Raw genomic sequence first — 19,152 nt, forward strand, 5'->3', positions numbered from 1 at the left:
AGTAATAGAACGGTGTTTTGATATGGAAAAAGCGGCTAAAATTTATATCGCCGGAATTTACGGAATGGTTGGCTCGGCCATCGCAAGGGCATTGGCTGCCAGGGGATACCAAAATGTATTAGGTCATTCTTCTGAAGAATTGAACTTAATTCGTCAAGCAGACGTCGAAACGTTCTTCAAATCTGAAAGGCCAGATTATGTTTTTCTGGTTGCGGCGAAGGTCGGAGGAATTTATGCAAATAATACATATCCCGCCGATTTTATTTATAACAATCTTCAGATTCAAAACAATATTTTTCATAGTTCTTACGTATATCGTGTAAAGAAATTATTCTTTCTGGGTTCGTCATGTATCTATCCTAAATTTGCGGAGCAACCAATTAAAGAGGATTCGTTATTAACCGGCGCTCTGGAGCCGACAAACGAAGCATATGCGATTGCTAAGATAGCCGGAGTCAAGATGTGCGAGTTTTATAATAAACAATACCATACGCATTTTATCTCGGCAATGCCGACGAACTTATACGGTAAGGGGGATAATTATAATGCAATGAATTCTCATGTGATCCCTGCATTGATTAGAAGATTTCACGAAGCTAAAGAAGCGAATTTACCTGAAGTCATTATGTGGGGGACCGGCACCCCTTTAAGGGAATTTTTGCACGTAGATGATTTGGCCGATGCGTGCGTATTTTTAATGGATAATTACTTAGACGATAAAACAATAAATATAGGTAGCGGCCAGGAAGTTTCGATCGCGGATTTGGCTAATATAGTCAAATCGGCTGTCGGTTACGAAGGAAAGATTGTCCTAGATTCGACTAAACCTGACGGAACACCGCGTAAATTATTAGATTCCTCTAGATTAATGTCTATGGGTTGGACTCCTAAAACTAAGCTGGCCGACGGTATTTTAGCTACGTACGAGGATTTCCTTTCCGGCAATGTTAGGATGTGAAAATTCTCGATTCATGTTAAATTTTTGCACGCTCTTTAATTCTAAATACTTTTCGAGAGGAATAGTACTTCTTAAATCCCTGGAGAAATTTTGTTCGACTCCCTATCACGTTTATGTGATAGCTTTCGACTTCGAAACTTTTGAAGCTTTAAAAAAACTTAATCTTCCAAATGTTACACCTATATCTTTAGAGGAATTCGAAGACGAGGAATTGCTGGAAGCCAAGAAGAGTCGAACAATACAGGAGTATTGCTGGACCTGCACTCCATCTTCTATCGCCTATTGTATCCGCGAATTTAAGCTGGATCAATGTACTTATATTGACGCAGATTTGATGTTTCTTTCGGATCCGAAAGTTCTCCTTGATGAGATGGGCGATAGCTCGATACTTTTGACAGAGCACAGATATACTCCGAAATACGATCAATCTCTATTAAGCGGAATTTATTGCGTACAGTTTATATCCTTCAAAAACGATATAAGAGGCATTAAAGCGCTCCAATGGTGGCGGCAAAAGTGCATAGAATGGTGCTACGCTACGATCGAGGATGGAAAATTCGGCGATCAGAAATATCTGGACGATTGGCGTGATAGATTTGAAGGAGTTCATGTATTGAATCATTTGGGAGGTGGAATTGCTTCCTGGAACGTTCAACAATACGGTTTTTACCTCAAGGACGATTCGGTTTTTGGAATAGATCTAAAATCAAAGGCAGAATTTCCCGTTGTATTTTATCATTTTCACGACTTCAAAATATTAAACGACGCTTGGTGGGGACATTCCGGCGGATACGAAATATTCGATAACGCTTATAAATACTTTTATGAAAATTATCTAATTCAGTTATTTGAATATAGGGATCTTTATGCCGGTGTAGAGACCGACGCGGTACGGTTTCCAAATAGCTTAAGCACATATTTTCCAAAACAATCGGCAGCTTTATTGGGAAGATTATCGGATCGAAATGACGTTCTTTATGCTTTATCGATATTATCGGGTAAGATCGCGTCGTTGGATGATATCGACGCAGTGCGCTTTCTGGTCAGAAATAATTTTAGGTTAACATATTCGGATAATGTACTGTCGGAATTAAATTCCTTAATTGACGGCAAACAGGTTGGATTTCAAAAACGAAGTCAATCGACCTTTTTCCCGGCAAAAGAAAATACCACTTATTGGGACAGGGGAATAAGCGTAGGGCCGTTCGATTTAGAAAATAATTTCTTTGAAATTGATTTTGATTTACGGAGATTTTCGTCGCGTTATACTCATGTTTCTTGGACTCCGATTAATTTCGGATACCTTTCCATACGCTTGGAAAGTATTAAATTTGAATTAATAGATAACTTAAACTCCGAGGTTACGGTGGATACTAAATCAATCCATCACAATGGTCTGCATCGAAGCGGGGGATGGGTTGAATTTATCCGTCTAAATCCAGCTTTTTTGAATATCCCGATCCCGGTCGACGCGGTAAAGATAAGTCTATTCGGCGAATGGAAACTTCATACATCGGATGAATTAGGAACTCGTATTTTTCAAATAATTCGGAGAAGTCCGTTCTACTGGTTGCAGTATGCTTTCGCTAGTCCGAGCAGATTTCTAAAGAATATCCTTGCTCGTATACGTCGATTTATTAATTGAACGGCTAAGTCATTCAGCTAATAAATTAAATAACGATCCGGATCGTAGTAAGCCGTCGGTTAATCGTTGCCTTTCTCCAGCATATTATTAACTTTATGATCTGCTGAATTGCAATGTTCACTTCAATCGTATTTTTAGCATCGCAAATGAATGCATTTCTATTATCGTTCAGAAATTATTTAGCGAAAAACAATCCATTCACATCATGAAATTGAGTTCAATCGAGATTGAATCTTCAAAAAATTCAACAATTTGAACTTTTTATTATTACGATCGGTTAGAAATCTGAGCTTATTCAGATTTTGAAAAATGTTTCAATGACTATTACTACTGTCGTTACCCCGTCATTTAATCAAGCCAAGTACATCGAGAGAACTATCCGTTCCGTTTTATCCCAAGAAGGCAAATTTTATCTCGATTATATTATTATGGATGGCGGTTCTAACGATTCATCCATCGAGATTATAAAGAAAATTGAATCAACCGTTCTTTCGGGGCGGATAGTCGCAAGCATGGACGGTTTGGACTATTATCTTCCGAGGCAAGATAACGAATTATCCGTTGGATGCTTAGGTATAAGCTATAGATGGTTTAGTGAAAAAGATAAAGGCCAAGCCAATGCAATTAATAAAGGGTGGTTACTGTCGAAGGGTAAAATTCTGTCTTGGCTAAATTCGGATGATATCTATGTTTCCGGCGCATTGGCAGCAGCAACATCGGCCTTTCGTGATTCTAATATTTATTTCTTATACGGAGGAAGTCTTCATATAACAGCGGACGATTTGGTTATCGAACCTTATCCTTCGGAGCCGTTCAGCCGAGAAAGACTATTCGATTATTGTTATATTTCGCAACCTTCCGTTTTTATTAGGAAGGATGTTTTTGATCAAGTCGGAGAAATAAACGAAAAGCTAGCGTATTGCATGGATTACGAATATTGGATTAGGGTTTCAGAGAAATATCCGTTGAATTTTATTTCGAGAATACTTGCTTGCACCAGAATTCACGGTGAAACGAAAACAAGTTTTAGGCTGAAAGTCCATTCTGAGATATTGATGATGCAAAATAATCTCTTTGGAGGTGTTTCGGAGCATTGGCTCTATCACTACGTGGGAATACGGATTAACGAAAGTAATATAAAATTCATCATGAAAAACAAATTCATTTATCGTTCGATATTCGTTCTCATTTTTCTATCGTTGGATTTGAGGTTTAACTACGGTCGCATCTCTTTAAATAGGATTTTCGCTTTAATTCTTGGGAGATCCCGGTGAAGGAATACTTTAAGCATACGCAAAAGATACCTTACGGTTATGAGATGGTATCTGTTTTGGAAATCGAGAACTCTTTCGTACTTAGGATTGTATGCCATAATACTTGGAGCGGGAAGAGCATTTTATATTCAAATCCAGTCGAATTGAGAATCGCTATGTCTTCCTCTATGATTCCGGTTTCCCAAGCAGAATTCGAGAGATATGAAAGTAATATTTGATATTTCGGTATTGGGTTGGGCGCAGAAAGATAATAAAGCAAGAACAGGCGTTTTTCGAGTAATCGAGAATTTATTAGCCCAATTATTTCAGGATCCGAGAGTCGAGCTTTTCCTTTGCTCGATTGACGGAAATTTCGAGAATTGTATTTCTTATTTAAGGGAAAAAGGATATGGCGACTCACATTTCATTTATCCCGGCAAAAAAAGGGAAATTCCCCTTTTTTATAAAATCGTATACAGTAAGTATTTCAGGGAAGAATGGTGGAGAACTCGTTCTACTCTTTTTCCGTTATTTTTTTTATTTGCATTTATCGACAAGGTTTTCGCGTTAAAAAAAATGCGGAGAGCTATTCCAAAACAATACTTAAATTCCCATTTCATTTTTCACTCCCCTTTTTTGCCAATCCCGGAGTATATAAGATTATCAAATATTTCTAAAGTGATTACTATTTACGATATAATTCCGATATTATATCCGAAATATTTCGTAAATTCTAAGTTTCATCTAATTCATAAGATAGTCGGGTCGATAGATCGTGAAACCAGTGTTATAGCCATTTCCGAATGTACAAAGTCCGATTTTTGTAAATACAGACCTGATATAGATCCGTCTCAAGTTTTCGTAACATATTTGGCCGCTTCAGAGTCTTTCTATAAAGTGTCCGATCAGGATTCAATAGATAAGATAAAGACGAAATACGAAATAAAATCGAAAAAATATATATTAACTCTCTGCACTATCGAACCTCGTAAGAATTTAGAAGTCATTATACGGGCGTTTTCGAAATTGGTTATCTCGCGGGATGTTCCGGATACAGATTTAGTTCTAGTCGGAACGAAAGGTTGGAATTACGACGCTATTTTTAATGAAATCGAGCTTTCAACCGAGATCAAAGAGAAAATTGTAGTAACCGGATATGCGGCGGATTCCGATTTGGCTCAATTATATAGTGGAGCTGTATGCTTCGTTTACATGTCCTTTTATGAAGGTTTTGGATTGCCTCCATTAGAAGCGATGAAGTGCGGAATTCCGGTAATAGTTTCAAACTCCTCCTCAATTCCTGAAGTTATCGGAAATGCCGGTATATTATTGGAACCTACGGATGAAGAAGGTCTAATCCGAAATCTATTGAGAGTTTTAACTGACAGAACTTTGAGAGAAGACTTGAGCAGGAAGGCAATCGCTCAGGCAAAAAAATTCGATTGGAGAGGTTGTGAGCGCCAAACGGTGCAAGCATACTCGAATAATAAAGTGCCCGAGACAGCTAAGATATTTTTGAATTAAAATGGAAAGAATTATAGTAACCGGTGGTGCAGGTTTCATCGGATCCAATTTGGTGGGTAATATTTTGAAGAATGCGACCAATTGCGAAGTCGTAGTATTGGATAAATTGTCATACTCAGGTAATTTGAATAATTTGTCGGATTGGTTTTCCAATAAGAGATTTTCCTTTCAAAAAATCGATATTTCTAATATAGTTGAAGTCGAATCTTTTTGTGCTGAAAGCGATTTCGATGCAATTATTCATCTAGCGGCGGAAAGCCATGTTGATCGTTCCATCGCGTCCCCCGGTGATTTTATACATACAAACATCGTCGGAACATTCAATCTTCTTGAATCAGTTAAAAGAAAAATTATAGCGAGCCAAAAGAAGATCCGTTTCATTCACGTTTCGACAGACGAAGTCTTTGGCTCCTTATCCGAATCGGATCCGTCATTTACTGAAAATTCCAGTTATAAACCCAATTCGCCTTATTCAGCATCCAAGGCGGCTTCCGATCATTTGGTAAGGTCTTATTTCCATACATATCACATGGATGTTGTAACGACCAACTGTTCGAATAATTTTGGACCCTTCCAATTTCCGGAAAAACTGATACCGGTTATAATTATAAATTGTTTGCAATGGAAGCAAATTCCAGTGTATGGAAACGGCAATAATATTCGCGATTGGTTATATGTTGAAGATCATTGCGATGCTCTTCGCCTAGTATTAGAAAAGGGTAGAAGTGGAGAAAGTTATAATATAGGCAGTCGGAACGAGTGTAGAAATCTCGATATCGTTACTTCGATCTGTCAAATAATGGATCGACTCGTTCCTCAACAAGTATCCTATAAATCGCTGATTCATTTCGTACAGGATCGACCTGGGCACGACTATCGCTATTCAATCGATCCGAATAAAATTGAAATGGAGTTGGGTTGGAAACCGAAGTTCACATTCGATATTGCGCTCGAAGAAACGGTCAAGTGGTATATAACGAATGAAGCTTGGTGGAAGGATATAATTACCGGAAAAAACAGCGACAGGATGGAATTTTTGCGAAGGAAAGATCTTTTAACATGAGAAAAGGAGTAATATTAGCCGGCGGTTCCGGAACTCGTTTATATCCGGTTACTCGAGTCGTTTCTAAGCAACTTTTACCGATCTATGATAAGCCGATGATTTATTATCCGTTGGCGACTTTGATGCTTGCGGGAATTCGGGAAATATTACTGATAACTAATCCGGAATCGATTCACTTATTTAAGACCCTTCTAGGAGACGGCAGACAGCTGGGTATAAAAATCGATTACGCCGTACAACCGAATCCGAACGGTATTGCCGAGGCTTTCATCATTGGCGAAAAATTTATCGGAGCAAGTCCATCGGTTTTGATTTTAGGCGATAATATTCATTTTGGAAATGCGCTGTCGGAAATGTTAGAGAGGGCTGATTCAAAAAAGGATATTTGTACGATTTTTGCCTACCCGGTTCATGATCCGGAAAGATACGGAGTGGTTGAATTTAATAACGATAGACGAGCCATTTCATTAGAAGAAAAGCCGTCGGTTCCTAAATCAAATTTTGCGGTAACTGGACTTTATTTTTACGATAACAAGGTCGTAGAGATAGCGAAATCTTTAAAACCTTCGTTTCGTGGAGAACTGGAAATTACTGATATTAATAAAGTTTATTTAGAGAATAACAATTTAACAGTCGAAGTTATGGGAAGAGGATTTGCCTGGTTAGACACAGGAACTCCGGAATCTTTGCTTGATGCCTCTGTATTTATTGGCACGATTGAAAAACGACAGGGACTTAAAGTAGCCTGCTTGGAAGAGATTGCATATCGAAAGGGCTTCATCACTTATTCGGAAGTGGAAAAAATAATCGGAAGCTTAAAAGGGAATTCATACGGTCAATACTTGCAACGGATAATTACCGAGAATATCTTTTAAAGAGATACTTTTTTTACGTATTTCTTAGCAGTTTGAATATGGGTGTTTCGTTTGCGTAATTGAATGCAATAATTTACTATGAATGCCGGAATTCTTTAAATTTAGGGTACACATTAAAAAATGCTGAAAGTCCTTTTTGATCATCAGATTTTTTCCCTTCAGAAGCATGGAGGTATTTCTAGATATTTTAGCAATTTGATACAAGGGTTTCGAAGGGATTTATCTTTTGGAATAGAGGCTAAATTAAGCCTCGAATTCAGCTCCAATGAATACATCCGCGAAACATGGAATCCTAAATTCTATAATAATTTTTTTCCTCATGACTTTCGAATCCCAGGTAAGCGACGTTTGCTTCGTTATGCGAATCTTCCGTTTTCGCTCGCGAGTCTAATGTCTGTCGAATTCGACGTATTTCATCCCACCTACTACTTTCCTTACTTTTTGCCTTTTTTAAGGGATAAACCTTTCGTTTTAACGGTTTATGATTTAATTCACGAAAAATATCCGGATGATTTTAAGGACGACCGAACTACCTATTATAAACCGACATTAATCGAAAAGGCCGCTCGTATTATCGCTATTTCCGAATGTACTAAAAGGGACCTGCTAAAGATATATAAAATCCCGGAAGAGAAAATCGAAACGATACTCTTGTCGATCGATCAGAAAGAAAAATTCTTAAAACGGGAACCAGTATTCTTGCCCGAGGGAAAATTTATTTTATTTGTCGGAGGGCGGGGGACATATAAAAATTTTCAATTCCTTTTGGATTACCTTCCAACTTTCTTTAAAGAGAATCCGGGCAGCTTTCTATTTTGTGCCGGCGGCGGAAGATTTAATCGGATCGAGATAGAGAAAATTCGGAAAGCGAATATGGAAGCGAGAATCATTCAAATGGATGTGGATGACGCGCAGCTTCGGTACTTATATCAAAATGCACATCTTTTTATTTTTCCTTCGTTATATGAGGGATTTGGATTACCGGTTCTTGAATCGATGGCAAACGGTTGCGTTCCTCTCTTGGCAAACCGTAGTAGCTTGCCTGAAGTAGGGGGAGATGCCGCTTTTTATTTTGACCCTGAGTCGGGCGCTTCCTTTCTCGAATCTCTGGAGGAGGCATGGAAAGATGGCTCAAAGCGAAGCAGAATTTTACGATTGGGTAATGCAAGAGTCTTGGATTTTTCTTTGGAGAAAACGATTGCCGGAACTGCAAACGTTTATAGAAAAGTCGCGCTCAGTAAAACTTACTGAAGTCGGATGAGATCGTCTATTTAGCGGACTATTTGGAAGAAATGATTTGCGATTAGGTAGAATTATAAGCCGAGGGAAAATTCTTTTGTTCTTGCGGGTTCTGCTTCACGCGCCCGCAATTCTTCTTTTATATATTCGATTGCTTTTGCTGAGTAATCGATTGAAAAAGCGCATAGTAATTTATGCGGGAACTTACGGGCAACTCGGTAATCGATTAATCCTTTTTTTGCATTTTATTCAATTCTGCAAAAAGTACGATTGCGTTTTCATTTGTCCCTCCTTCCGAGAATATGCTCATTTCTTTCGGGAATTTAACGTGGATTTTGTCCCGAGTTACCCTGCTAATTTAAAGGATTCGCCTCTTCTTCGATCGAAAAATTGGAAGCGGTATCCTTTTTATCTGAAAGTAATTTCCGCATTGCAATTGAAGATTTGTTTGTTTCCACTTACGATTGCCGAGAACTTGCATTTTTTCGAATATTCCGATGCGGCGGACTCGGGACCAAATGTGCAGAATTTTCATGGCAAGACGTTTTATCTTGATTCGGAAATTTTTTTAAAAAAGACGCTTAAATCTAAGATTTTACTGATGTCCGGTTGGCGCTATCGTATCGGGGAGTTCGATAATAGTCCTATGATGAGGGAAGAGATATTAGCGTTTCTCGCCCTGAAGGACGAAGTGGTTGGTACGGTTGTTAATAGAATTAAGATCCTTCGAGGTCAATTTGACAAAATTATCGCGGTACATCATAGAAGAAAGGATTACCGAGAATGGTTGAATGGAAAATTTTTTTTTGAAATAGGCGATATTAAACAGAAAATGACCGAAGTAAGCGAGGCTTTGAAGGAAGCCGGATTTCAGAAAATTCTATTTATTATTTTTTCCGATGAAAAAGGTGAAGGGTATTCGATTCCTTCCGCAAAGACTCAAATTTCAAACGGGAGCATGGCGGAGGATTTATATTTCATGTCGCAGTGCGACTTGATTATCGGACCGCCTAGTACTTTTTCAGGTTGGGCTTCCTATTCCGGAAGAGTGCCAATTTTCCATATATTTTCATTAGCGGAGAAAGTCCGCTTGGAATCGTTCAGGATAATCGAGACTTGGAATGGGGTCGAAGTTCCTTTAATTTCCGGCGAGAAATTTATTCTTTAATCCTAATTTTTCGCGCATATTCTTGTGAGCCAGTAGTTTTCCCGTCAACAGGTCGGACTTCAAATTTAATACGGTAATATTTAACCGTTAATATAGACATTTTCTAATATAAGAATTTTATGTTGCCTATAAATAATATAATCGGACCCCTTTATAATGCATGAGGTTCAGAGGTTTGTCGCTCCTATTTTAAAAGGATCTGAATTTCTTTTTTTTGAGACTTCTTCCGATATAAGTAGTGTTTCTTCAGCTTCGAAAAATGCTAATTCGACAATAAGTCTTTCGGCAAGGGAATCTCTTTCCTTCGCTTCTTATTTTAACGCGATTTTTCCAAGGCATCTGATTCAAATTTACGGTAGCGGGAAATACTATTTTGAATGTTTAATAGAGGGCAAAGGTAATCTTCGCATCGAATTTCGGTTTCGAAATGACCACAGGCTCACTTTCTTTTCGAAAGATATAAACAATTCGGACGGTCAGGTTTTAATAAAAGTCGAATTAGAAATTAATTCCGAATCACCGGAGATTATCTATCCGATACTGATGGCCGGAGGTAATTTAAAATTTTCCGATGGAAAGTTAAAAAAAGCATCACCTGCACTTAGATCCGGGAAATTAGCGGTTTGTATTTGTACTTACAAACGAGAAGAATTTCTATTCAATAATCTGAAAGCCTGGCTGGCAGATTCTGGCGTTGCGGATAGAATTGCAGTTTTTATTTCGGATAATGCCGGAACTATTCTGCCTTCTCAAATGCCGGCAGGTTTGGAGAACCATCTATTTCTTAATCCTAATTACGGCGGTTCAGGCGGTTTTGCCCGAGCCTTTCTTGAAGCGAAGGATATTGGAAATTATGATTACTTCGTATTTTGCGACGACGATGCAGTTATCCATCCAGAATCTTTTTTTAGATTGATTTCAATTCTTGATTCATCGGAAAAACCGGAGAAATTGCTGCTATCAGGAGCGATGCTCGATTTAAAAAGACCGAAGGAAGTTGTAGAGGCGGGCGCGAAATTCCACATTAATGATTCTCGGATCACATCCTATTATGCAGGGATCGATTTGAGTCGACCGAAAAATTTGGAATCTTACGCGATAGCCGATATCGGGAATGTGAAGAATTACTCGGGCTTTTTTTTTACAGGATTTGGCGCGAAGAGGGTTGAGTCGGCTGAATTATATCCGCCTTTCTTTATTAGAGGCGATGACATAGCGTTCGGGCTGACTCGCTCACTATCCGGATGGAAGGTCCTGTCTTATCCGGGCATTGCTGTTTGGCACGAGCCATTTTATGCAAAAGTTAATCCGTGGGTAGAATATTATAATTATAGAAATTACGGAATTTTGCACTTTGCTTTGAATAAAGGGGGACCCTGGGCATTAATCAAAGTTTATACTGTTCGTTTTTTTACTTATCTATTCACATTCCAATATGAGACGCTGAAAGCGGCTATTGACGGGGTACAAGATATTTTAGCGGGTCCGGCCTTATTGAACGGGTTGGACATGGAAGCTAAACATCTTGAGATCATTAGAAAATATTCTCCCGAAACTATTATGAAGGGAGGGCCGTTACTAAAACGAAACAGAGCAATGCAAATTATATTTAATTCGGTATTATTACCGTTTTCTTTAATTAGCATCAATTTAATTTCTTTCCCTTTTTTTTCCTCTCGCATGAATCGGTCGCGAGGAGTCGCTAGCGCCGTATTTAACTCCTCCGGAAGCTCCTTGCTTTTTGATTTTGACGAACGACGCCCGGAAGTCTACGTAAGAACCAGGAGCGCTGGAAAAACTTTTCGCCTTGCACTATCCGCTTTGCGGATAATATTTGAAATTATTATTCACCATCGCCGTTTATCTTTGCTTTGGAGTAGAGAATTTAGCGGACTAAGTTCTGAATCTTTTTGGAGACAAAAGCTTGCACCAGACAGGTGACGTAAACTCTCGTAAGATCCTAATCGTAGGCGCCGGTTTTTCCGGTGCAGTAGTCGCTCATGAACTATCCGAAAGTCTAGCTCCTAGGCCTCAGATAACCGTGTTAGACCAGCGCTCCCATATTGCAGGGAACTGTAATACTTATCGAGATCCATCGACTGGAGTTATGCTCCACGAGTATGGCCCTCATATTTTCCATACGGATGACCTGGATACTTGGGAATATGTGAACTCCTTTGTTCGATTCAGACCCTTCATCAATAGGGTTAAAGGTGTTCATCAAGGCACGGTATATTCGTTACCGGTAAATCTTCATACGATCAATCAACTTTTCGGAACTCAGTTAGGACCCGAAGACGCGAAGAAATTCCTCAAGACTCAAGCCGCGTCCGATATCGATGAACCTGCGAATTTCGAGGAACAGGCTTTGAAATTTCTAGGAGAGAAAATATATAAAGCCTTCTTTTACGGCTATACGCGGAAACAATGGGGCTGCGATCCTAAGGAACTCCCCGCGTCGATTCTGAAACGGTTGCCCGTTCGATTTAATTACGACGATAACTACTATGCGGATCCGTATCAAGGCATTCCGGAAGAAGGCTATACTGAAATCGTTCGCAAGATGTTGAATCATTCGAATATACGTGTGGAGTTGGAAAGAAAGTTTTTACCGGAACGAGATTTGGCCGGCTTTGATCATGTTTTTTATACGGGGCCGATTGACGAGTTTTTCTCCTTTCGTCACGGCCGACTAGGCTATAGAACGGTGACTTTCGAGCGCAATGAAGGTGAAGGCGATTACCAAGGTAATGCGGTATTAAATTATTGCGATGTCGAGGTTCCTTGGACGCGAATTCACGAGCATAAACATTTCGCTCCATGGGAAGTTCATGAACGGACCGTCTGGTTCAAAGAATTCAGTAAGGAGACTTCGCCTAATGATATTCCTTATTATCCTAAGAGATTAAACGAAGATATGGAAAAATTCGCTAAATATGAAGCGGAAGCGGCGCAGCAAACCAAGGTCACTTTTTTAGGTAGATTAGCCACATATAGATATATGGATATGCATCACGTGATTAAAGAGGCAAGGGCGGTCGCGAAAGAATTTATCGGGAAAGCGAAATAACAGAATTCGCTTAATGGTTTAAGTCGATTACGGAATCCTTTTTATTATCCAAATTCAAATATTCGGACCAAAAAGGAAATTTATAATAACGCTCCGCGTCCTTTCTGATTTTGGCGGAAATTGCCGGAAAAATTTTCCAAATTTGAAACGTTAAAAACAGGCTCTTAAGAACCAGCGTGATCAAGGAATTCTGCGTCGGTTGCAGTGCAAGGACAGACTTCTGGAGCAGCTCGGCATTTTCCGATTTTGGTAGTTCGCCTGTTTGAAAGTCGGATAAAGCTTTTAAGGTGTATTCTAATGTAAGACGGTTCATTGAAAATGCGTTCTTTATCAATCGATAAAGCGAAAATTTTAAGAAATCGCTTCGACCGTATTCTTCGAATCTAAGAACGCTTAAGAAAAGATAATTTCTGATTTGATAATAGTAATTCCATTTTCGCACCTTCTTGGGAAAAGCTTCGTGCCAAGCTGCGATACCGTTTAAGGTAAGAACTTTCGACCCGTTCCGCAGAGAATACTCGACGTCGTCTCCCTTTAGAAAGAACGGAAGGGGTAGTCCTAATCTTTTAACCGATTTTACCGGTAGGCAGCAAAACCACCAGCCCGCATATAATCCTTCCTCTCCATTTTCGATCTCGTTTCGAATCAGATTTTCGGTGACTCTAAGATCGAGATTGCTTCCGTTGATTCGTGTCGATACGCCATTCCACGCCGCGTTTCTTTCATATTGAAGATACGGTATTTCTATATCGATTAGCCCACCTCCCACAAAATGCTCGGCGTAATCTTCTTTGAGCATTAATATAAATGAATAAACGATTTCCAAAGACGTGATGGAGAATTTAATATCGTCGTCTAAGAGAAGAATATGACTGAAGGAAAAATCAGAAAGGACCTCGATGATCCCTCGCGTGAATCCTCCGGCGCCGCCCAAATTCGGATTCGGAATTACGCGTATAAAATCCGGGACATTCTCATCGTTTAGTGTCCGTCCGTTGTCGACGACGTAAGTTTGAATGTTACCTTTTAGGATGGAGGACTTGTGATTGAATATTCCCGTCTTCAGGTTTTCTAGGTTCTTTTTTATAAAGTCTTCGCGTTTGAAAGTACAGAATACGATCGCGAGTCGTGCATTACTTTTAGTAGAGCCGGAATGATAGCCTGCGCCATATATTTCACAACCCGTTTCCGTTGAGATGATTTCAGGGAACAATATATCGCAGTCAATGTGGTTTAAATTAATCTTTCCGCTAAAATTTCCCTGGCATTCTTGTTCTAAAAGAACGTCATATTTTAGTCCCGCCTTCGTTAATTTCGCTCCGACAATTCGAGCGGAAAATTTTCCCTTTCCTTCAAAGCATATTTCTAGATCGGAGACGGTCGTGTATTTCTTCCATTTTCGTACCGAAAATGAATTGAAATAAGTGCAGAAGCTTACGTTGGCTCCTGGACTCAGTAATAAACGATCAAGTACAATCGATGTGAGACCTCTACTTTTTAGATAAAGTTCGGATTCTTCCGTTTTATCTTCGGGGCCGAATCGGATTTCGTACAATTGCATGAGTAAAATTAGATTCGATTAAAGTAGTATTTTTTCAAGGCTACTATGCCCCATACGCCAGTATAAAACGCGGCTGGAATCCAACCGAGCTTTTCCCGATTTTTCAGCATTCGGAAGTGGGGGAGAATTACGTTTTTCTTATTGGATGTCAGGGCTCCCTTTCTTACGCGGTAGCTGGCGAGTATTTTAGGGTTTCCGACGCTGTACGGGATCTTTTTAAGAATGTCCAGCCAAAGTGCATAATCGTCTCGAAGACTTTTTAAACTTACGTCGAAATACATTTTCCCTAGAGTTTCAGTGTCGTAGATCGCCGTTAAAAGACCTACGCGATTATATAGCAGATTCTGCCGATAGGTGATCGGCCCGCCGGTCGCCATATACGGCTTCAAAATCTCCCGATCGGATTCGTCTACGATCCGATAAGATGAAAAAGAAAAGGCCACTTTCTCATCCTGCATCAATTTGATTTGTTCGCTCAGGAATTCGGGGTCCCAAAGATCATCGGCATCCAAGAAAGCTATATAACGACCTCTGGCTGCCAGAATTCCTTGATTACGACTATCCGCAGATCCTGAATTTCTTTCCTTGAAAATGGATTTGATTCTGGAATCCTTCTTCGAATAGGTTTGCATAATCTCGCGACTGGAATCTTTGGACTGATCATCGACCAAAAGCAATTCCCAGGCTCCGTATTTCTGATTTAATACACTCTCTATGCTGGCTGCTATAAATTTCTCCGCGTTGTAAACGGGCATGATGATGGATACGAGTTGTGTCATTAGGATAGCTTCTGAATTGAAGTCATTTTTTTCCGCAGAGTTCGTCGGACTACAATTTTTTATGCCGACTAATTCGATGAAAGATTAAGATGGAGTTCCCGCACTAAAGATTGACAGAATACGAACTTGTTGTTGGAATTCCCGAACGTTCCTATTCCGTTTCCTCGATTAAAATCATATGACCCATACGTTCATAAAGCTCTTAGTTTCGATCCTTCTCTCCGCCGTCCCTCCTCTCTGTTCCTATTTCGGCTGGCTTCCGTATTCGGTCGGAGCCATGTTTTCCATATTGTTGCTCGCCGCGTGTTTTTGGATTTTCGAAGTGATTCCCGGACATGCGACTTCCCTGCTTGTCATTTTTTTAGAAATTCTGCTCTTCTCTAATCCGGGGAAATGGGAATTTTTGAATTTGCTTAAACCGATAAACGTTAAGGCCCTTGCGCCGAGCGTATTTCTTACTGCGATTGCCGACTCTGCCGTGATTCTCTTTTTGGGAAGTTTTGCATTAGCCAAGGGATGCGTAAAGGTCGGGGTTGATAGATGGCTGGCGAATAGAATTCTTCCTTTTTTCGGTAATTCTCCCCGTTTTGTTTTAATGGGTTTAATGCTAGTTACTGCAGGTATCTCTCTTTGGATGAGTAATACCGCAACCGCTTCCTTAATGATCGCGTTAGTGTTTCCTTTATTGCAGATTTTGCCGACGGATGAAAAGTTTCGGAAAGGGATTTTAATAGGAATTCCATTCGCGGCGAATTTGGGAGGAATCGGAACGCCGATCGGTTCTCCGCCTAATATAATAGCTTTTGCTAATTTAAAAAATCATGGTTTTGGAGATTCCATTTCTTTCGGCTCCTGGATGCTAGTCGCAATTCCTTTGCTACTGATATTATTGTTTTTTGCATGGATTTGGATTTTGAAAGCGTTTCCACCCAGCACCGGATTGAAGCTTTCTTTGAGCTTCGCCGAAGAGAACGATAAGGCATCAAGACATAAATTGCATTTTGTGTTAGCTAGTTTCCTTTTTACCGTATGCCTTTGGCTGTCCGAATCGTTTCACGGAATTCCTGCAGGAGTCGTGGCCATGCTGCCTCTGATCCTATTTACTTCTTTCGGTATTTTAGGTTCGAATGATATTCGTTCTCTAGAGTGGGACGTATTGATTCTAGTGGCGGGAGGGATCGCGTTAGGTACCGGGATCGAAAAGAGTGGTGCGGGAGAATGGTTCGGGTCTTTGATCGGCTCAAAGGCCGGACCCGGGGAAAGTCTTTGGGTTCTAGCACTTTTCTTCTCGGTCGGATTGTTGCTTTCGACATTTTTATCCAATACGGCAACCGCAAATTTGCTCGTTCCATTAGCCCTACCTGTAGCGGCTCTACTTTTGCCTGGCGACGAGGCGTATGTGATCCAGCTAGTATTGGGAACGGCCTTGGGAGCCTCTCTCGCAATGTCTTTACCTGTTTCCACTCCTCCGAATGCAGTCGCATATGCCGTCGGCGGATTCGAGATAAAAGATATGGCGAAAATCGGGATTCGAATCGGATTGCTAGGATTAGCTCTAGTTCTTCTCGGATTTTTTATCTTCGGTTAACGAATAATGATGAAAGTTTTACTTACCGGATCTAGCGGTTTCGTCGGAAGTCGCCTTATCCCGCTTTTAAAGTCGCAGGGCATTCAAACAATCGTTGTGTCCTCGAACCGCCTAGCAGCCGGCGATACCGGAGAATTGGACGGGCTATTGTCGAAGCAATCGGGACAGATCGACGCAATCGTGCATTTAGGAGGGCGTGCTCATATCGTTCATGATAAGGACGACGATCCGAAGCTTGCTTTCTTTAAGGCGAACGTCGAGACTACAAAACTTTTAGCGGAGTTTGCGATCCGGTATAAGATTCGGAAATTCATTTATATCAGTTCGGTAAAGGCTTTGGGGGAACGATCTCCGACCGACGAGCCGCTGACAGTCGAAGATGAACCGAAACCGGAAGACGACTACGGTAAAAGCAAGTTGGAAGCGGAAGATACGTTACGCTCCATTTGCTCACATGAGTTCCTACAGTACACGATTCTTCGTCCGCCATTGATCGTCGGATCCGGAGCAAAAGGAAATCTGAATCGACTCACTTGGCTCGTAAGAAAAGGAATCCCGCTGCCGTTCGCCGGGATTAAGAATAAAAGAAGCCTAGTTGGTGTTCGAAATTTCTGCGATGCAATATTGTTTAGTTTGATTCACGCAAGTACGGACAATAAAATTTTTCTAGTCAGCGATTCTTCGCTTTCCACACCTGAACTCTTTCGGTATTTTTCGGAGGCTCTCGGAGTACGAGATTCGCTCTTCTACTTTCCTCAGGGTATTCTCCGTCTTTTGCGACTATTACCGGGACTAGGCGGAATAATCGATCGCTTGTGCGGATCCCTAGAGATCGATTCGTCTCCTTTGCTTGAACTGGGCTGGAATCCTAAAGTACCGATTCAAGAAGAAATACGAGCCCTTTGTTCCGATTCGAAGATAGACGCTTCGAATTGAATTCTTCATATTCTCATTTCCTTTAAATCTCCACTTTCCCTCCCTCAAAACTTATTTCCAAATTCCGTTCATCTTTCATAATGGTCGGGCGATGGGATTCCGCTTCAAACTCAGCAAATACTTTAATTCAGCACGATCTCATTTAGTCTTTCTCCCATCGGTCATGCTCGGTTGCGCGTTCATCTTAGGATGCGCTAGCTCTTCCAAAACTCCCGCTTCACCCCCTCCAGTAACTTCGGCGTCGGAAACTTCCGGGTTTGCCGACCAGCTTCGCAGCGGGTTTGAAAAACTAATCGGGCAGGAGGATGATCCTGAAGTTTTAAAAGTTCTCGTCGGCGGGGACGTCATGTTCAATTGGGGAATTCGCGATACGATTCGAGCTAAGGGAGAGTTAGCGCCAGTCCAAGGATTGAAAAGTATATTCGAAGAAGTTGATTTACGAATGTTGAATCTAGAAACCCCGGTCGTATCGGAAAAATCCTGGGATTTAGGTAAGTCTTATGTGTTCCAAGCGAAGGATAAAGATTTGGACTCCTTGTCTTATTTGGGAGTGGATCTTGTTTTTTTAGGAAACAATCATGCCATGGATCACGGGTTGGAAGGGATCGCCGAGACTAGAAAATTCCTAAAAAACAGAGGGATTTCGTTTATCGGTGCCGGTAAAAATTTGGATGAAGCTTTAGGTCCTTGGTCTCTCGAAAAAAAAGGAACTAAGCTTCTCGTTTATTCCGCTACGAACGTAGCCGAAACTCGCGAGAATTATGCGAGTGATAAACCCGGAGTATTGTACTTCGAGCCGTCGGTCATCTTACCGAGCTTAAAAAAAGATCCGCCAATCGTTCCGGAAAAATTCAGAAAGAAAGGTCGAAAGTTCAAAAAAGTAAGGGCGGTTGCCCCTTTACGTAGAACGACCATCCTCGATTCGGGGTTTAGAATCGTGTCGCTTCATTGGGGGGTGGAATACTCTCCTCTTCCTACTAAAGAACAGCGAGATCAGGCAAGACTTTTACTTGAAAACGGAGTTCAAGTGATCGTGGGTCATCATCCTCATATTCCCCAAGGAATTGAGAAAATCGGTCGAGGGCTCGTATTCTATTCGCTGGGGAATCTTATTTTCGGAAGCCGTAATACCTATCTAAACCACAACCTGATCGCGATACTTCATGTAAAAAAGGGAAAATTGCTTCGAGCCGAACTTGTGCCGATCTTTGGAAAATTCCAAACGACAATTCATCAAGTGAGACCGCTGGAAGGGGACGAAGCTAAGGCATTTCTAAGGGAAATCGCCGTTCTATCGGAGGATTTAGGAACTAAGATTCGAATCGAAGGAGATCGAGGCTGGATTGATTTAGAGGACTTGAAATAAGCGGCTTAGGCTTTGTAGGAAGAAATAAATTAGTCTTTCTAATTTGCAATTTTGCTGATATATCATACTTGACCCCTCGACCTGCTGCACAAAAATAGGGGAAAATCCGATTCTTCTGCTCGCCGCG

Annotated in this window: 16 protein-coding genes; 14 read left to right on the forward strand and 2 right to left on the reverse strand. The window is 40.7% G+C overall.

The features are described 5' to 3' along the window. The first annotated feature begins 22 nt into the window (after nt 1-22). The 11 genes from LEP1GSC050_RS01835 (at nt 23) to glf (ending at nt 12,795) form a co-directional block, all read left to right on the forward strand. Nucleotides 23-958 carry a GDP-L-fucose synthase family protein gene (locus tag LEP1GSC050_RS01835; protein WP_010569365.1) on the forward strand — a complete coding sequence of 312 codons (936 nt, stop codon included), beginning with the start codon at nt 23-25 and terminating at the stop codon, nt 956-958. Nucleotides 959-971: 13 nt separating this feature from the next. Further along, on the forward strand, nt 972-2,603 hold the full coding sequence (locus tag LEP1GSC050_RS01840) for a hypothetical protein (RefSeq protein WP_040910917.1): 1,632 nt from the start codon (nt 972-974) through the stop codon (nt 2,601-2,603). A 317-nt stretch (nt 2,604-2,920) separates the two neighbouring features. Continuing rightward, nucleotides 2,921-3,877, forward strand: a complete 957-nt coding sequence (locus tag LEP1GSC050_RS01845) for a glycosyltransferase family 2 protein (RefSeq protein ID WP_010569367.1) — start codon at nt 2,921-2,923, stop codon at nt 3,875-3,877. Next, on the forward strand, nt 3,874-4,095 hold the full coding sequence (locus LEP1GSC050_RS01850) for a hypothetical protein (RefSeq protein ID WP_010569368.1): 222 nt from the start codon (nt 3,874-3,876) through the stop codon (nt 4,093-4,095). Before LEP1GSC050_RS01845 ends, LEP1GSC050_RS01850 begins: the two co-directional genes overlap by 4 nt. Then, nucleotides 4,079-5,380 (forward strand): glycosyltransferase family 4 protein, encoded by a 1,302-nt coding sequence (locus tag LEP1GSC050_RS01855; protein ID WP_010569369.1) that lies wholly within the window; start codon nt 4,079-4,081, stop codon nt 5,378-5,380. The genes LEP1GSC050_RS01850 and LEP1GSC050_RS01855 overlap by 17 nt, the downstream gene beginning before the upstream one ends. Nucleotide 5,381: 1 nt before the next feature. Then, entirely contained in the window at nt 5,382-6,443 is a 1,062-nt protein-coding gene (gene rfbB / locus LEP1GSC050_RS01860) for a dTDP-glucose 4,6-dehydratase (RefSeq protein ID WP_010569370.1), read from the forward strand. Continuing rightward, nucleotides 6,440-7,318, forward strand: coding sequence for a glucose-1-phosphate thymidylyltransferase RfbA (gene rfbA / locus LEP1GSC050_RS01865; protein ID WP_010569371.1), 879 nt, complete (start codon nt 6,440-6,442; stop codon nt 7,316-7,318). Before rfbB ends, rfbA begins: the two co-directional genes overlap by 4 nt. Nucleotides 7,319-7,438: 120 nt before the next feature. After that, nucleotides 7,439-8,569, forward strand: coding sequence for a glycosyltransferase family 4 protein (locus LEP1GSC050_RS01870; RefSeq protein ID WP_010569372.1), 1,131 nt, complete (start codon nt 7,439-7,441; stop codon nt 8,567-8,569). A gap of 316 nt (nt 8,570-8,885) precedes the next feature. Continuing rightward, nucleotides 8,886-9,725, forward strand: coding sequence for an alpha-1,2-fucosyltransferase (locus LEP1GSC050_RS01875; RefSeq protein ID WP_232225634.1), 840 nt, complete (start codon nt 8,886-8,888; stop codon nt 9,723-9,725). Between the two features lie 156 nt (nt 9,726-9,881). Beyond that, nucleotides 9,882-11,666: a glycosyltransferase gene (locus LEP1GSC050_RS01880; protein ID WP_010569375.1), complete on the forward strand. Its 1,785-nt coding sequence runs from the start codon at nt 9,882-9,884 to the stop codon at nt 11,664-11,666. After that, complete coding sequence (gene glf, locus LEP1GSC050_RS01885) at nt 11,650-12,795, forward strand: UDP-galactopyranose mutase (RefSeq protein ID WP_010569376.1); 1,146 nt, start codon at nt 11,650-11,652, stop codon at nt 12,793-12,795. Before LEP1GSC050_RS01880 ends, glf begins: the two co-directional genes overlap by 17 nt. Before the next feature lie 10 nt (nt 12,796-12,805). On the opposite strand, the gene LEP1GSC050_RS01890 is transcribed toward glf, so the two are convergent. Together LEP1GSC050_RS01890 and LEP1GSC050_RS01895 are read right to left on the reverse strand one after the other, a co-directional pair. Further along, nucleotides 12,806-14,356: a glycosyltransferase gene (locus tag LEP1GSC050_RS01890; protein WP_010569377.1), complete on the reverse strand. Its 1,551-nt coding sequence runs from the start codon at nt 14,354-14,356 to the stop codon at nt 12,806-12,808. Between the two features lie 8 nt (nt 14,357-14,364). Then, nucleotides 14,365-15,135: a glycosyltransferase family 2 protein gene (locus tag LEP1GSC050_RS01895; RefSeq protein WP_010569378.1), complete on the reverse strand. Its 771-nt coding sequence runs from the start codon at nt 15,133-15,135 to the stop codon at nt 14,365-14,367. A gap of 178 nt (nt 15,136-15,313) precedes the next feature. Here LEP1GSC050_RS01895 and LEP1GSC050_RS01900 point away from each other — a divergent pair, with 178 nt between their 5' ends. The 3 genes from LEP1GSC050_RS01900 to LEP1GSC050_RS01910 all read left to right on the forward strand — a co-directional run bounded on the left by LEP1GSC050_RS01900 (nt 15,314) and on the right by LEP1GSC050_RS01910 (nt 19,025). Then, the gene (locus LEP1GSC050_RS01900; RefSeq protein ID WP_010569379.1) at nt 15,314-16,723 is read left to right on the forward strand and encodes an SLC13 family permease; all 1,410 of its coding nucleotides are present in this window, start codon (nt 15,314-15,316) and stop codon (nt 16,721-16,723) included. Nucleotides 16,724-16,729: 6 nt separating this feature from the next. Beyond that, entirely contained in the window at nt 16,730-17,659 is a 930-nt protein-coding gene (locus tag LEP1GSC050_RS01905) for an NAD-dependent epimerase/dehydratase family protein (protein WP_232225635.1), read from the forward strand. A gap of 91 nt (nt 17,660-17,750) precedes the next feature. Continuing rightward, nucleotides 17,751-19,025, forward strand: a complete 1,275-nt coding sequence (locus LEP1GSC050_RS01910; protein WP_010569381.1) for a CapA family protein — start codon at nt 17,751-17,753, stop codon at nt 19,023-19,025. The last annotated feature ends 127 nt before the right edge of the window (nt 19,026-19,152 follow it).

This window comes from Leptospira broomii serovar Hurstbridge str. 5399 (assembly GCF_000243715.2).
In the GTDB taxonomy this organism is placed as follows: Bacteria; Spirochaetota; Leptospiria; order Leptospirales; family Leptospiraceae; genus Leptospira_B; species Leptospira_B broomii.